Origin of the sequence: Marinifilum fragile (assembly GCF_963677365.1) — a bacterium.
In the GTDB taxonomy this organism is placed as follows: domain Bacteria; phylum Bacteroidota; class Bacteroidia; order Bacteroidales; family Marinifilaceae; genus Marinifilum; species Marinifilum fragile.
In genome coordinates this window covers 1,248,713-1,263,196 of the sequence record NZ_OY781962.1, presented here as the reverse complement: position 1 = coordinate 1,263,196, position 14,484 = coordinate 1,248,713, and the positions used below count along the sequence as shown (strand labels likewise).

Genomic DNA, 14,484 nt, shown 5'->3' with positions numbered 1-14,484 from the left:
GAGCATTTCCTGTTTTATTTTGCACTGATTAAAATGGTTTTTCCATTTACTTCGATATTTATTTTTCTGGTTAACTCAAACATTTCCATAATTGATTCAAATTCTTCATCCTTGTTAAAATGACCACCAAAACGAAGGTCTTTTACAGCTGGATTCATGTAAAAAACTTTTAAATCATACCAACGAGTCAATTCATTCATAATGTCTTCAAGTCTCTTTGCCTTAAACAAAAAGACACCATCCTTCCAGGATGTAAACAGATTAACATCTACATCCTGAACAAGTATTCCTTCCTTTTTAACATCTACAACTGCCTGTTGACCCGGTTTAAGCAAAGTCGATTTATCAACTTCAGAAGGATTGACTTTCACACTCCCCTCAACCAAAGTGGTGACAATTTCATTTTCATCACTGTATGCCTTTACATTAAAAGAAGTACCCAAGACCTCTATTCTGGTTCCTGACACATTTACTAAAAATGGATGTTCTTTGTCTTTGGCAACCTCGAAGTAGGCCTCTCCTGTCAATTGCACCTCTCTTGTTTTACCTGAAAATTGGGTAGGAAATTTCAATGCGCTCATTGAATTCAGATAAACTTTGGTTCCATCAGTCAAACACAGCTGATAATTGGCTCCATTGGGAATTTCTACAGTATTATACAGGACCTTTGAATCTTCATTTGCCTTATTCTGATATTTCAATCGACCTGCATCTTTTTCAATCAAGGTTCCATCTTTCTCTTTCAAGGCAACATTTTCTTGATTCTCTAGGTTTACTTTGCTACCATCGGCCAATATCAATCTTGCCATTGGTTTCATTTGCTTTTGATCTTTGACTTGCCCATGCTGTTGAGGTAGAGAAGAAATATCATTATAAATGAAGTATCCTATTCCTGATAAAAACAAAGGAATCAGAATAACCGCCGCATATCTTAAAACTGTTTTAAAAGTATTAATGCTCCAATGTGGTTTAATTGTAGATTCGAACCTATCCCACCCCTTCTCAGTATTTATTTGATGTAACTGTTGGTCCCAATCCAAAAATTTTTCACGATTACGAATACTATGATATAAGTCAAGGTTTTCCTTGCTCTCATTGAGCCAATTATCCAATTCAAGTTTCTCTTCAGTGGTAAGTTCATAATTTACCTCTCGAGCAATCAATTGAGATATTCTTATGTAGTGGTCAATCTTATCCATTTAAAATATTTAGTGCTTAAACAATTCAGAAATAAAAGTGGGTGGGTGTCATTTGTCTTTTTTGCAAAAAAAAATGCCAGAGCTCATATAAACTCCAACATTTAACAGGTATTCAATACTTTAAATACAATCTCATTATAGAAAAACAAACATTATCAGGAGAACAACAACATCCTGCAATCTTAATCGAAGCAGACGATATGCATTGGCCTTTACTGATTTTACCGTATTTACCGAAATACTTAAACTTTCAGCAATCTCTGGATTTTTTATCCCACGCATACTCATTTCAACCACACGCTTTCCTTGTGATGGTAATACTTCAATTGCATCGTGAATAGCCATATAGGTTTCCTGTTCTATAATGTGATCTCTATAGAACAAGTCTTTCTCCATAACTTGCAAACTGTAGTCCAGAACAATTTTATTGTGTTTTAGGTAGTTCAAGCAATTGTTTCGTGTTACAGTATACAAGAAAGCCTTCACCGCACTTTGATTCTCAAAGTCATCCTTCCCTTTCCAAAGCTTAATAAAAGATTCTTGAACCATATCTGCTGCCACATCTGAATCTTGAACATACTTTTGAGCGAACAAACACAGCATTGGGTAAAATCTTTCAAAAAACTGTTGGAATTCTTTTGTCTTCCTTTTCACTTTGGTTGGTATTTATTGTTGGTTAATAATTTTTCAAAGAATTTAGAAGCTTTGGGAGACTTCCAAATCTTGCGTTTAAAATTATCTCAACAGTTGCATAAACACCTAACTTACAGCATAGACAAAAGGGGTCGTATGCTTATTGCACACCCAGACAAAAGGGGTCGCAAGTTAAAAAGTAGCATTTGAATGGTGATTATTGGCTTAGATTTCTGTGCGGACAGATCAAGTTCCAGCATGTAATTAATCCCACCCTTTTTTGCCATATGGTAAGAATTTAGAACTTGTTTTTAGAATAAAATTAGAATCTATTTAAATATTCAAATAAGCTATCCGTAGACTCTAAACTTAATTTCTTTCTCAATCTATATCGACGTTTTTCGATGGCATTAACTGAAATATTAAGGATTCTGGCAATTTCTTTGGCATCCAAATTCAATCTTAGATAGGCACAAAACCTTAGTTCATTTGTATTCAGGTCGGTATGTTTCTCCAATAAACTCTTAAAAAATCCTTGATGTACTTCCTCGAAATGCATTTTAAATTTGTCCCAATCCTGATCTAAGTGAATGTTACTTTCTATTTCTTGAATCAACTTTTTTAATGCTGTTTTCACCTCTGCATTTTGAGCCAGCAATGCATCTTCCGCGAGTTTTTTAAAACTATTCAGGGTTTCGTTCTTACTTACCATGTGCAAAGCATTAGCTGCTAACTCTCGCTCTTTGTGTTTTAATTCAGACTTGTATTTGAGTTGCTTTAACTTGTTAATCTCTTCTTTGGCTTGCATCTCTTCATTCAATCGCAGGTTCTCTTGCTCTTTTTCTCTTGTTTCAGCTTCCATTTTTAGCAGTGCGAGCTGATCCATTTGCTTTTCTTGTTCCAAAAGAAGGTTTTTCCGTTCCAGACTAGTCTGCTTCAACCTCAGAAGCCTCAATATCAATACACTTATCACAAGTAAACCTCCCAAGATAATAAGAAGATTTCTCTTTTGTGTTTTTATACGAGCTTGCAAAAACTCAATCTCATTCTCTTTTTTTTCAGTTTCGTACTTTATTTGAATCTCGCTAATTTGCTTCTGAGTTTGCTCATTATATATTTCATCCTTGTAAGAGAGATAAAGTTTTGTATTACTCAATGCCATTTTATAATCCCCTGATAATTCGTATGCATTGGCAAGTCCTTCATAGCATTCCATTACACGTGCTTTATCATGGTTTTCAAGTGATATTTTTAGTGCATTTTCATAGAACTCGATTGCTTTTTCATGTTTCTTATCAAATATGAAATACTGTCCTAAATTTATAGATGAAGAAATAATGCCACTTTCAAAATTATTCTTTTCTGCAATTTTTAATGCATCCCTATAATCATTCAATGCCTTATCAACTTTCCCTACTTTAAAATAAATACTTCCCCGATTATTCAAGGTAGACGAAAGTTTCAGTTTATTTCCCGAAGAAATAAAAATAGGGATAGCTTTATTTAAATACTGTAATCCCTCTTCGTATTTGCCAAGTTCATCGTATATATTAGAAATATTAACTGAAGTAAGTGCAGTCTGAATTGAATCATTTTCATTTTCGTAGATATGTAACAACTTAGTAAATAATTCAAGAGCTTTATCGTGATCTTTATAAATGGAATAGATAATTGCAATATTATTCTGTAAGCCTATTTCTCTTTCTTTATACCCAATTAATTCAGCCTTTTCGAGAGCTTTAAAATAATAGGTCTGAGCTTCTTTATAGTTTCCTATATGAAAATAAGTAATTCCGATTTCGTTCAATGCATTTACTAATGAATAATCCAACTCATTTTCAATGGCAATTTTTTGGGCTTTCTTAAATGTTTGAAGACCTTCAAAATAATTTCCCAAATTAGAGTGTTCGCGCCCCAAATATATTAATGCCTTAATTTCATTATCAGATTGTCTCAATTCTCTGGCTAAATCAAGAGCTTGCCTACTGTAAAGAATACATTTCTCAGAATCTTTTTCCACCAGACTTTCACAAAGTTTCAATAATACATCTAGCTTTGCTTGCCCTGAAGAACTGATAAGTTTTGTTTCCAAGCTATCAAGCCTATTTATTTGTATAGTAGAATTAGCATCTGAGTTTGAAAAAAATAATGTTAAAAGAAGTATAGTAAGTAGAAAGCTTTTCATAAGGCAAGTATTATACAGGTCAAATATATAGATTTATACCTAGCTTGAAAACAATTTTATCTATAGGATAATTAAAATATTTAGCAAAAGGCAGGCAGTAGCTTTGACTTGTTCACTTTATTCCCACAAAATCATCTTTTTAATACGTGTATTTGTTTAGATAGCTGTCATAGTAGTAAATCAATACTATAAAAATATGAAAACACGAATATATACACTATTATTTCTAATTGGTTTACTGAGCATGCAATCATGCAGCAAATCTGCCCTTAGCGATATTGAATTGACTGATCCATCACTATTGAAAGTTTCGGTGCGAATCGCACAAGATTACAATAACAATAAGGAAGTACAGGTTTTTATCAGGGATAAAAATAGTAGGCCTGTTCAACTGGAAAACGGATGGGTTGAAGTAAATGGAATTGTTGCACATTGGAGTCGCGCCGATATTCATTCACTAAGTGAGCGAGGTTATATTTACCGCCCCGATGAATATGAGCATGATTTTCGAATATACATTCACTTGAATCCTTATGATGTATACTGGTTTGATTTAAATCCATCAACCGGCTTTCCGGGTTTTATTCGTAACTATCCATTACATGATGATGAATTCCATCCTGAATATGATCCATATATCGATGATCATTATAACCTGTATGATATGCCTTTCAGAAATGAAATTGTGAAGGTAAATTATAAAATCTTAAAACCCAGATAGTAATTGAAAGGTGGCTATTTTTACTTTATAGTCACCCTTCTTTTTAATCAAAACAAAACATTTTTTACCCATGATAAATTCTCCTGTGAGTTTTCAATATTATTTTCCATTACATTCAACTCTAGAATTCTATTGGGTTTAATGAGGTGAAAAGGAAAGTATTTTAATCGGTTGTTTCTTAGGTATATGTTGCTTATTGATGTAGATTTTAAAATATGCTCTATCCCTTCGGATAACAAATTATCAGTAAAGTCGATTAGTTTTAAATTAGCACAATTTTGAATCAATTCAGGAACTTTAGTAAATAGGTTATTTCCAAGGTATAACTTTTGAAGTGCTGGTAAAGTGCTTATTGATTGAGGCAATTCTTGAAGCTGATTGTTGCGAATATCAAGGCATGATAAATTCCTGAGTTCTTTAATTTCTTCAGGAATAGATTCCAATTGATTTTCTTGAATATCCAAAAACTGCAAATGTGTTAATTTAAATAAAGCAGAAGGCCAATTCCCTTTAAAGTTGCACTTGGCTAAATTCAAATGCGTTACATGTCCTGAGTCGTTCAATTGATAGCCTTTGATTAACCATGTAACTTTTCGCACCTGTTTTAGGTTTCGATTTATTTGACCAATTAGTTCCTCAATAATCTTTACATCCTTCATTTATGCAATTCAAGTAGGTTTCTTGGGTGCAAAATAGTAAAAAGTTAATAGCTGTACCAAACAAAATAATCATTCCGAATATATTTTCTGTTTTCGTATCTCAAGCCTGCTAAGTTTTGTATACTTTTGAATCATCAAAATCGCCTCGATTAGAATAAATATAGATTTATACGAATGGAAGAAATTAAGTCAAGAGTATTACAAGTATTAACAGATGGTAATTTAAATTATCGACAAAAAAAGCACCATTTGGCCTATATTGCAGAGAGCTCTCAGGATTATCCAACAATATCGGAAGAAGCAAAGGATGCATTAGATCAAAAAATCATTTGCGACTTGTTTGAAGGAAGTGCACCTTACCGTCCAAGATATGTACTTCCAGATTATGCTTATGCCTTAAAAAATGGCGTTGAGTATCTTGAATTAGATCCTCCTACAAATTTCGATGAAGCGATTAATTTTCTATCGATTCTTTACCTTCAGGTTCCTTCCATTACTGGTTATTCAGTATATCTGGGCAATATTGATACGCTACTTCTTGATTATGTTGGCGATTTATCGGAAGATGAAATCTATAGAAAGATGAAGCTTTTTTGGCGATTTATTGATAGAAGTCTGCCAGATGCTTTTGTACACATTAACATCGGTCCGGTAGATAATGTAATTGCCAGAACTGTTTTAAGAATTGAGAGAGAATTAAAGCAGGTTGTTCCCAATCTTACTTTGAAATATGATTCTGAACTAACATCGGATGAACTTCTACTTGAGGCAAGCAAAACCGTATTTGAGGTAGCAAAACCTCATGTCGCCAATCACAAGATGACTGCTTCTGATTTTAAAGGAAATTATGGCGTAGTAAGTTGTTATAATTCTTTGCCTATAGGTGGCGGATCTCATACGCTTATTCGTTTAAACCTAAAAAAGATTACCGATCTGCATAAGGGCGATATCAAAAGTTTTTTGTCGGATACTTTAAAAAAGTATTGCGAGATGACATTGGATGTTATCGAAGCAAGAAGCAAATATCTTGTAGAAAGCGTTAAGTATTACGATACGGATTTTCTTGCCAAAGAAGGAATTATTGCCTTGGCTAATTTCTCTGCCATGTTTGGTTTTTATGGTCTTGCCGAATGTGTAAATCAATTGATGAAAAATAGTGGTAGAGAACATACCTATGGAAAGGATGAAGAAGCCAATCAACTTGCACATTTGATTTTGGAGACGATGAAGAAATATGTTGACGCCAGAGAACTACCTTATTGTGAAGCCAATGATGGCAGAGCATTTTTTCATGCTCAATCGGGTATTGACATTGATATAGAGGAAACTGCAGGAGCCAGAATTCCAATTGGAAGTGAGCCTGACATCTATTCACATATCAACACTGTTGCTCCACATCATCATCTGTTTAATGGAGGGATTAGTGATATTTTCCACTTTGATGAAACGGTAAAACGAAATCCAACTGCTATTCTGGATATCATCAAAGGAGCATTTTCAAAAGGAATGAGAATGTTTACCTTTAATTTATCGAATGGTGAATTTATCCGAATCACTGGCTATTTGGTTAGAAGAAGCGATTTAAAAGAGTTCCGAGAAGAAGGATCAAGATATGGTAGTGCTCTGTTTGCGGCCAACTCTATGGACCATGCCAATGTAGACAATCGTGTTTCGAAACGAGTAATTTCCAATGAGCAAGTTGCAAGCAAATATTAGTGGAATCATCAAATCGAGTGTGATTGATGGACCTGGCAACCGAATGGTTATTTTCTTTCAAGAATGTAATTTAAACTGTATGTATTGCCACAATTCCCACACCATAGGATTGTGCAATTTGTGTGGTACTTGTGTGGATACATGTCCCACCAACAGTTTGAAGATTGATTCCGAAAACAAACGCATCATCCACAATGAAAACACCTGTACTCGTTGTGATGAATGCATTAAAGTTTGTCCTGAAAACAGCAGCCCATTTTACAAACAAATGTCGGTTGAAGATGTTATTTGTGAAATTCTTGAAGTAAAGAATTTTATTTCGGGCATTACCGTATCTGGTGGCGAAGTAATGCTTCACGCCTCATTTTTAAACTTGCTATTTCAGGAAATCAAATCCAATTCGGAGCTGAAACATTTGTCCATTTTAATTGACTCTAACGGAAATATAAATCAAGAGAAATGGGACTCTCTCCTGCCCTATATTGATGGTGTTATGCTGGATATTAAAGCATATTCACTTGATATACATATGCAAATTACAGGATATTCCAATGAGAAAATTTTAAACTCGATTGCTTATCTGAATCGTAAAAACAAATTACTTGAGCTTCGTTTTGTTTTGGTTCCCAATTACAATAACGATGAAATTGAAATTAGGAATATTGCCAATTTAATGAAATCAGTATCTCCATCAGTAGGAAAAACTTTAATTAAGATGCGAAATCATGGTATTAGAAAAGAATTTGCATACCTGAAAGAACCAAATGAAGATGAAATGATTCATGCAAAAAGTATTCTAACACAATCAGATCTAGATATTCTTGTTATATAAGAAAACTGATTTTACCATTGATAAATTAACAGATACAGAAGTATCAAAGGAATAATCAATAAAAATCCCAACCATGCATTCGATTTGTTCTGACAGACCATCATGTACTTGGGTCTCTCCTTTCCTGAAATTAAAGATTGTATATACAGAATTGCAAAGCGAATGGCTCCTCCAATAAAACAAAAAATAGGATGCATAATTATAAAGTCTAACTTTGAGCTTACAAGATAGTATTAAAAGCATGAAGAAAAATAAATTTAAACAACTTAACGAGAAAGAGATTCAGGATTATATCGAAAAACATAAGCTTAATGCACAAAGAACGGAATCCGGTTTACACTATGTAATTGTAAACAAAGGCGAAGGCAAAAGTCCCATTGCTGATTGCAATGTATCCATTAGCTATATTGGTTACTTTACCAATGGTACTATTTTCGATAAAAGTGAAAACCTGGAAATTAACCTATCTGTGGTTATCGAAGGCTGGAAAGAAGGATTATCCTATTTTAAAGAAGATGGAGAAGGAATTTTAATCATACCATCGCATTTGGCTTATGGAAGTACTGATTATGGTGCTATTCCAGGTGGTTCTGTACTGATATTTGATATTATGCTGACTAAAGTTTTTTAAATAAAAAAAACCCGATAAAATCAATTATCAGGCTTCTTTATATCTTACCAATTAAGATTATATTCTTTTCATCATATGTTCAATCTCCTTAATTTGAGCTGAAAGCATTTTTTGTTTGTCCAAGCTCTTGGCTTCTTGCAAGTAGTATTTAGATAGCTGCTTGTTTCTTCTCGACAGATAGATTCCTGACAAGTTTAAATTGGCAACTGCTTTATCTGTTTTCATTCTTAGGCCAATATTCAAGGCTTTTTTAAACTGTTTTTCTGCCACAGAGTTTTTATGCTCTTGCGAATGAATCAACCCAGATAAATAGTAATAATACGCCTCCTGACTTTTAATCATTCTTTCGGGATGCTTTACTCCTGCTAAAACTTTCCCAGCGGATTGAAACTTATTTTTCCTTAAAAAATAAAAGGCGATTAGATTTTTCTCATTCTTAAAATGTGTTAGAACAAATAATCCAGACAATAATACTGCCAATACTCCTAATCCTATAAAAGAATTTATGAATAGAAAGATTGAACCCAACAGTAGAATTCCAGCAATAATCAATCTTATAATATTATTCAACATGATATGTAATTTTAAAATTGCACTACAAAACAAAGCATTTTTTGTTAAAAACCAAGAGTGCAATGCAGGTGTTTTTCTATTTAATATTCTTTCTATTTAATCCTTTTGTTTTTATTGATTTTACAAGTGATTGAATACGAGTCATCCAAATTGAAATAGGCTTTGGAGATTTACAAACCAAAGCCTATATTTATTTCTAATCGGTATAATTAAAGTTCCAAATATCATTTTTCCGAATTACTTTGCACGGATTACCAAATGCAATGCTATTAGCTGGAATATCTTTGGTAACTACACTGCCCATTCCAACAAATGAATTGTCACCAATCTTTACATTATTCTTGATTATTGCTCCAGAGCCTATTTCGCAACCCTTACCTATTGTTACGCTTCCAGAAGTTATCACGCCGGGATTGATATCTGTAAAATCACCAATAATATTGTGATGTCCTATTTTTACACCACGCTTAATACTTACCCCAAAACCAATATTGGTTTGTGCACTAACAACACATTGATGATCCATTAATAGTGCTGTATCAAAATGGGTACTAACACTAATAATGGATGAGTTTGCTATTAAATTGTTGTAATCCTTCTTCTCTAACACCTTTGAAAAACTCTGATAAACAGGATATTTATTTTTGGGGCTTACCAATCCAAATAGCAAAGGTAAATTGTTGTTAATATCCGCCTTATCTTTAATCTGAATAGGAATCTCCATCAAATGATCGTTAAGATTAGCCTGCATTTCAATATTCAGAAAAACCTGCAGATCTATTGTATTTTCATGATTGTAATAGAGTAAATCATGAATTACACAAATCCAATTCGGATCAAATCCTAGTAACTGGCACACAATTTTTTGCGACTTCATTATTTCTAAATCCAAGTTGACCAAATTCTTTAGGAGAAAAATACTGTTTATCGTGAATTGCAATTAGCGAATGAATGCGCTGTATCAAATCAATATTGCTTGCATGACGGGATCTGCTTTTATCCCACCAAATGTTGTCCTCCAGTCCCACTCGCACACCGTATCCCATTGCAATTGCTGCTGCATTTACTTTAAGTTGATCGGCAGCTAAGCCAGCTAAACCCACAAAATGATTTTCTGGAGTTTCGGATAAAGCCGTTCCCATTTGTTGAAAACTAGCTTGAAAACCAGCAATATTTCCAAATAATAAATTCCAATAGAATGGACCTTCTACAATTCCCTTTTTGATTAAGTATTTGCCGTAATTGATCATTCCCAAATCGAAACACTCCAATTCAGTCCTTACGCCATATTCTTTCATTTTAAGTGCCAAGCGCTGCACCATATTAGGAGCATTTACCGAGGCTTGTTTCACAAAATTAAGACTACTTAAAGTCAGCGAACACATATCCGGCTTTAACTCAATAACCTCAGATCTCTTTTCAAATTCGGGAAAATTTCTACCAGAAGTACTTCCACATATAATTAAATCGGGGCAGTATTTGCGTACCCCTTCAAAAATGTCTCGATATACATTTTTTCTGTAAGTTGGCACATCTTCCTCTCCACGTGCATGCAGATGAGCAATAGTGATCCCAATTTCGTAGGCCTCGTGAGTTTGTTCAATGATTTCTTGTGGAGAAACCGGCACAAATGGTGTCATATCCTTGGTAGGCACCATTCCGGTTGGGCAGAAATTGATAATAATCTTATTGTTCTTCATCTATTGTATAGTTAATGGTGTACTATTAAATATACAATATTTTTCCTTTTTTATACAACTACGATTATGAGTATAAACGCAGATTCACAATACTTTAACTATTATTAAACAAGATTTAGGATATCTATTTTTTAAAATCACATTAAGCTGTAAAGCAAAAAAAATCCTCCTTATCGTACAATAAGGAGGAGTATATTAAAATTTATTTATTCAGCTCCAATGGATATTCTAAATCGCAGTGCTTTTTCCCGAAAATCATCGAACTCTCCATATTCAATAAACCTGCTTACCCTGCCATTACATTTCTTGCAGGTACCTTTTATCAGGATATCATTCATATCATTCAGAAAGTTTTCCTTTACATCTACACCTTTAGCACACATTTCCTTACAATGTACACAATAAGTACCTTCCTGAACTATATAGTCGTAAGCTGCTTTTTCTTCTTCATCTAAAAGAACATTTAGTTGAAACAAGTTGAGCTTAATCTCTTTTAATTTACTCATTATATAACACTTAGTACATTTAATGCAGTAGTTTTTCTAAAAAAAAATTGTACAACGAATTTAGGAATATTCTGACTTATGACAAATTTTTTTCGATGCTTTTTATAAGCATTATTGATATTTTGCAATTAAATATCTGTCTTATCATTAACAGCCGCGAAAACATTGGTAAAACTCACCCATTAAATCAGTTAGATTGTTGGCTTCATAAATATTTACCCTCATTTTATAATCCTTTTATTTAAATCAGATATAAAACTCTTTTTCTTCAAAATATCCTATTATCTTTGTGCAAAACAATATTACAAAATGAGTTTATATCGCCTAATTATACGTCCTGTATTGATACTATTCGATGCTGAAAAAATTCACAAGTTTACTTTTTCATGCTTAATCTTTTTTCAAAAGAGTGCTCTTATTCGAAAAATTTCCTCATTATTCCTCACCCAAAAACACCCTGCCTTAGAACGCGAGCTATTTGGTTTAAAATTTCCAAACCCAGTTGGTCTTGCTGCAGGATTGGATAAAAATGCTGAAGCATTTGATATGCTTGGAAGTATGGGTTTTGGGTTCATTGAAATTGGCACCTTAACCCCAAAACCTCAAGAAGGCAATCCTAAACCTCGCTTGTTCAGATTTGTAAATGATAAGGCCATTGTGAATAGAATGGGATTTAATAATGATGGCGTTTTGGAAGCAGTAAAAAGACTGAAGAGAAAGAAAACCAATATTATAATTGGTGGAAACATTGGTAAAAACAAAGTCACGCCAAATCAACTTGCCAGCGATGATTATATTAACTGTTTTGAAGCTTTGTATCCATATGTTGATTACTTTGTGGTGAATGTGAGTTCTCCGAATACTCCTAATCTTAGGGCATTGCAAGATAAGGAACCTTTAAAAGATCTTTTGAATAAGTTAATGGGATTGAACAAAATTAAAAAGAAAACCAAAGCCATCCTACTTAAAATTGCTCCTGATGTAAACGAGACACAACTCGATGATATTATTGATATTGTTACAGAGACCCAGATTGCCGGAATTGTAGCGACAAATACAACCATATCGAGAGATGGATTAAGTTATTCAGATGAAGAAATTGAAGCGGTTGGCGCAGGTGGCTTAAGTGGAAATCCTTTAAAGCAAAAGTCTACCGAAGTAATACGCTACATTCACAAAAAATCGAATGGGAAAATACCTATTATAGGAGTTGGGGGTATCATGACCGTTGAAGATGCTCTTGAAAAATTAGATGCTGGAGCTTCGCTAGTTCAAATCTATACTGGATTTATATATGGTGGTCCTGGTCTGATAAAAAATATCAATAAAGCGCTAATCAAACGAACCAATCACAAATCCTAATTCCTAAATAAGATCTACAAGATCTCTTGTATGGTATAGTTTTGTTCTTTAAAGATAAGATCATCTCCTTTACGTTTCCCTTTAAAGGCTTGGACCAATTCGGATTGAAATGAAACGATGAAATAATTCTGTCCATTCAATTCCACTTGTCCAAGACCTGCCAAAATGTAGAAAGATATTTTGTTGGTAATTACCAATGAACCTGGCTGAACAGTCTCATTGTTAATTTTAGGACTAATCCTATCCACAATACTTTTAAGTTTTTGGTTGTTTGCTAATTGTCTCATCACCTTTTCTTGCTCAAGATGCATCATTGCTCTACCTGTTTCATGCTTGTCTCCTGCTGTACTTTTGGTTTCATTCCCGACAGATTCTTTTAATGCCGATAATGATTCATTGTTTGCCTTGATTTTAGTGTGAATTAGCTCTTGCACCATTTTGTACAAGTCTACTTTTAGTGTATTTGTTGTATTCATTCTTGTATTCCAATTAAGAAATCAAATGTACTAATAAGAAATAGTTATCCTGATTAAGATTGAAAACAATCATCTATTGTGTTTCAATCTTTAAATCAGTTGAAGCTATTTTGCGATTTTTTAAAAATTACTTTACTTTTCGAAAAATCTAAACTAGCGCTTTTTCTCATATGAATATTCCCTATTTGATTCTTTTTTGTTCAGCCCAAATCATTGGTTTGATCCTGATATTACTGCGCAAAAAATTCAGAACTCTACCTAACTTTATCTTAAAGCTCATATTCATTAATATTATATTCCACTACGTTTACTACTATTTCTTTTACAAAGGATTTATCGCTTTAGATTCAAACTGGCCATACAGCGTGGTTCCCATTGCCACAATGGCTCCAATGGTGGTATACTACTACGTAATGTCGGTATTATATGGAAAGCTTAAGTTTACGAAAGTAAGTTTATTGCATTTGCTTCCTTTCTTAATAAATGGGATCATCTTTATTTTATATCTGAATACCAATTCTCTAAAAAGCACGTATCTACTAATTGCTAAAAACATTTTGGTTTCTCTATACCTTATTTACCCTTTCTTGATTTTAAAGATGATTGGTAATTTTTACCAAATCAAAGGCATGTCGCTGAGTATATTCAATTACAACAAGAAAAGAACAAGCTTAATTAAGCTGCTATGCTTTATGATGAGCTTGCATTTTGTTATTCTTGAAATTAAAACCAACCTCCCACTCTTTGTATCGGGCTCTGAAGCTACCATGGATATTATCAACCTTAGTTTTTTGATGCTTTTGGCTTATGCAATATCATATGTAATTGTAAGTGAACCCCGAACTTTACATTTAAGCACCGAAAAAGTGGGTTTAGGTGGATTTAAAAAATATGACAAATCGAAACTTACTCGCGAATTGGCTGAAAAGAATGTGATCAAAATGAATCGGCTTATGGAAACAGAAAAGCCATATCTTGATCCAGAGCTAAACTTGTCAAGTTTCTCTCAGCAATGTAACATCTCTTCCCATGAGATTTCTGAAACCATGAATGGATTAATGAATCAAAGTTTTAATGATTACATCAACAATTACAGGGTGGAGGAATTTAAGCGTTTATCTAAACTGGAAGCTTACAAGAACTACACCATTTTGGCATTGGCATTCGAGGCTGGATTTAAATCGAAAGCTACCTTTAATGCAGCTTTTAAAAAATTCACCAATCAAACACCCTCCCAATTCCTGAAAGAACTCAAATAGTTTTCGATTTAAAATGAGGCAATTGATGGTAC

Annotated in this window: 16 protein-coding genes; 6 read left to right on the top strand and 10 right to left on the bottom strand. The window is 33.4% G+C overall.

The features are described from left to right. Nucleotides 1-14 precede the first annotated feature (14 nt). The 3 genes from ACKPCA_RS04900 to ACKPCA_RS04890 all read right to left on the bottom strand — a co-directional run bounded on the left by ACKPCA_RS04900 (nt 15) and on the right by ACKPCA_RS04890 (nt 3,924). Nucleotides 15-1,199 (bottom strand): FecR family protein, encoded by a 1,185-nt coding sequence (locus ACKPCA_RS04900; RefSeq protein ID WP_321281719.1) that lies wholly within the window; start codon nt 1,197-1,199, stop codon nt 15-17. Between the two features lie 135 nt (nt 1,200-1,334). Next, nucleotides 1,335-1,853, bottom strand: a complete 519-nt coding sequence (locus tag ACKPCA_RS04895; RefSeq protein ID WP_321281718.1) for an RNA polymerase sigma-70 factor — start codon at nt 1,851-1,853, stop codon at nt 1,335-1,337. Between the two features lie 301 nt (nt 1,854-2,154). Then, complete coding sequence (locus tag ACKPCA_RS04890; protein ID WP_321281717.1) at nt 2,155-3,924, bottom strand: tetratricopeptide repeat protein; 1,770 nt, start codon at nt 3,922-3,924, stop codon at nt 2,155-2,157. Nucleotides 3,925-4,213: 289 nt separating this feature from the next. On the opposite strand from ACKPCA_RS04890, the gene ACKPCA_RS04885 reads away from it, so the two are divergent. Next, a complete protein-coding gene (locus ACKPCA_RS04885) occupies nt 4,214-4,738 on the top strand; it encodes a hypothetical protein (protein ID WP_321281716.1) in 525 nt (174 codons plus the stop codon). A 47-nt stretch (nt 4,739-4,785) separates the two neighbouring features. Here the strand turns inward: ACKPCA_RS04885 and ACKPCA_RS04880 are convergent, their stop codons facing one another. After that, nucleotides 4,786-5,397 (bottom strand): leucine-rich repeat domain-containing protein, encoded by a 612-nt coding sequence (locus tag ACKPCA_RS04880; RefSeq protein ID WP_321281715.1) that lies wholly within the window; start codon nt 5,395-5,397, stop codon nt 4,786-4,788. Nucleotides 5,398-5,571: 174 nt separating this feature from the next. Between ACKPCA_RS04880 and ACKPCA_RS04875 the strand changes: the two genes are divergently transcribed. Then, on the top strand, nt 5,572-7,113 hold the full coding sequence (locus ACKPCA_RS04875) for a YjjI family glycine radical enzyme (RefSeq protein WP_321281714.1): 1,542 nt from the start codon (nt 5,572-5,574) through the stop codon (nt 7,111-7,113). Further along, on the top strand, nt 7,088-7,945 hold the full coding sequence (locus tag ACKPCA_RS04870) for a YjjW family glycine radical enzyme activase (RefSeq protein WP_321281713.1): 858 nt from the start codon (nt 7,088-7,090) through the stop codon (nt 7,943-7,945). The genes ACKPCA_RS04875 and ACKPCA_RS04870 overlap by 26 nt, the downstream gene beginning before the upstream one ends. An 11-nt stretch (nt 7,946-7,956) precedes the next feature. Here the strand turns inward: ACKPCA_RS04870 and ACKPCA_RS04865 are convergent, their stop codons facing one another. After that, on the bottom strand, nt 7,957-8,142 hold the full coding sequence (locus ACKPCA_RS04865) for a hypothetical protein (RefSeq protein WP_321281712.1): 186 nt from the start codon (nt 8,140-8,142) through the stop codon (nt 7,957-7,959). A gap of 44 nt (nt 8,143-8,186) precedes the next feature. On the opposite strand from ACKPCA_RS04865, the gene ACKPCA_RS04860 reads away from it, so the two are divergent. Next, entirely contained in the window at nt 8,187-8,576 is a 390-nt protein-coding gene (locus tag ACKPCA_RS04860) for an FKBP-type peptidyl-prolyl cis-trans isomerase (RefSeq protein ID WP_321281711.1), read from the top strand. 57 nt (nt 8,577-8,633) lie between these two features. Here ACKPCA_RS04860 and ACKPCA_RS04855 read toward each other — a convergent pair whose 3' ends face one another. The 4 genes from ACKPCA_RS04855 to ACKPCA_RS04840 form a co-directional block, all read right to left on the bottom strand. After that, nucleotides 8,634-9,149, bottom strand: coding sequence for a hypothetical protein (locus tag ACKPCA_RS04855; protein WP_321281710.1), 516 nt, complete (start codon nt 9,147-9,149; stop codon nt 8,634-8,636). A gap of 196 nt (nt 9,150-9,345) precedes the next feature. Then, nucleotides 9,346-10,026, bottom strand: coding sequence for a DapH/DapD/GlmU-related protein (locus ACKPCA_RS04850; RefSeq protein WP_321281709.1), 681 nt, complete (start codon nt 10,024-10,026; stop codon nt 9,346-9,348). Continuing rightward, on the bottom strand, nt 9,986-10,849 hold the full coding sequence (locus ACKPCA_RS04845; RefSeq protein ID WP_321281708.1) for a beta-keto acid cleavage family enzyme: 864 nt from the start codon (nt 10,847-10,849) through the stop codon (nt 9,986-9,988). The genes ACKPCA_RS04850 and ACKPCA_RS04845 overlap by 41 nt, the downstream gene beginning before the upstream one ends. Nucleotides 10,850-11,055: 206 nt before the next feature. Further along, nucleotides 11,056-11,355 (bottom strand): hypothetical protein, encoded by a 300-nt coding sequence (locus tag ACKPCA_RS04840; RefSeq protein ID WP_321281707.1) that lies wholly within the window; start codon nt 11,353-11,355, stop codon nt 11,056-11,058. 309 nt (nt 11,356-11,664) lie between these two features. On the opposite strand from ACKPCA_RS04840, the gene ACKPCA_RS04835 reads away from it, so the two are divergent. Then, nucleotides 11,665-12,717, top strand: a complete 1,053-nt coding sequence (locus ACKPCA_RS04835) for a quinone-dependent dihydroorotate dehydrogenase (protein ID WP_321281706.1) — start codon at nt 11,665-11,667, stop codon at nt 12,715-12,717. 14 nt (nt 12,718-12,731) lie between these two features. On the opposite strand, the gene ACKPCA_RS04830 is transcribed toward ACKPCA_RS04835, so the two are convergent. After that, entirely contained in the window at nt 12,732-13,193 is a 462-nt protein-coding gene (locus ACKPCA_RS04830) for a hypothetical protein (protein ID WP_321281705.1), read from the bottom strand. A gap of 218 nt (nt 13,194-13,411) precedes the next feature. Between ACKPCA_RS04830 and ACKPCA_RS04825 the strand changes: the two genes are divergently transcribed. Next, nucleotides 13,412-14,452, top strand: coding sequence for a helix-turn-helix domain-containing protein (locus tag ACKPCA_RS04825; protein WP_321281704.1), 1,041 nt, complete (start codon nt 13,412-13,414; stop codon nt 14,450-14,452). Nucleotides 14,453-14,484: the final 32 nt, after the last annotated feature.

Excerpts from the sequence above, each read along its gene's own strand:
- ACKPCA_RS04875 (WP_321281714.1), top strand. The coding sequence starts at position 5,572 with ATGGAAGAAATTAAGTCAAGAGTATTACAAGTATTAACAGATGGTAAT.
- ACKPCA_RS04835 (WP_321281706.1), top strand. The coding sequence starts at position 11,665 with ATGAGTTTATATCGCCTAATTATACGTCCTGTATTGATACTATTCGAT.
- ACKPCA_RS04865 (WP_321281712.1), bottom strand. The coding sequence starts at position 8,142 with ATGCATCCTATTTTTTGTTTTATTGGAGGAGCCATTCGCTTTGCAATT.
- ACKPCA_RS04860 (WP_321281711.1), top strand. The coding sequence starts at position 8,187 with ATGAAGAAAAATAAATTTAAACAACTTAACGAGAAAGAGATTCAGGAT.
- ACKPCA_RS04880 (WP_321281715.1), bottom strand. The coding sequence starts at position 5,397 with ATGAAGGATGTAAAGATTATTGAGGAACTAATTGGTCAAATAAATCGA.
- ACKPCA_RS04885 (WP_321281716.1), top strand. The coding sequence starts at position 4,214 with ATGAAAACACGAATATATACACTATTATTTCTAATTGGTTTACTGAGC.
- ACKPCA_RS04855 (WP_321281710.1), bottom strand. The coding sequence starts at position 9,149 with ATGTTGAATAATATTATAAGATTGATTATTGCTGGAATTCTACTGTTG.
- ACKPCA_RS04830 (WP_321281705.1), bottom strand. The coding sequence starts at position 13,193 with ATGAATACAACAAATACACTAAAAGTAGACTTGTACAAAATGGTGCAA.
- ACKPCA_RS04870 (WP_321281713.1), top strand. The coding sequence starts at position 7,088 with ATGAGCAAGTTGCAAGCAAATATTAGTGGAATCATCAAATCGAGTGTG.
- ACKPCA_RS04900 (WP_321281719.1), bottom strand. The coding sequence starts at position 1,199 with ATGGATAAGATTGACCACTACATAAGAATATCTCAATTGATTGCTCGA.
- ACKPCA_RS04850 (WP_321281709.1), bottom strand. The coding sequence starts at position 10,026 with ATGAAGTCGCAAAAAATTGTGTGCCAGTTACTAGGATTTGATCCGAAT.
- ACKPCA_RS04840 (WP_321281707.1), bottom strand. The coding sequence starts at position 11,355 with ATGAGTAAATTAAAAGAGATTAAGCTCAACTTGTTTCAACTAAATGTT.
- ACKPCA_RS04845 (WP_321281708.1), bottom strand. The coding sequence starts at position 10,849 with ATGAAGAACAATAAGATTATTATCAATTTCTGCCCAACCGGAATGGTG.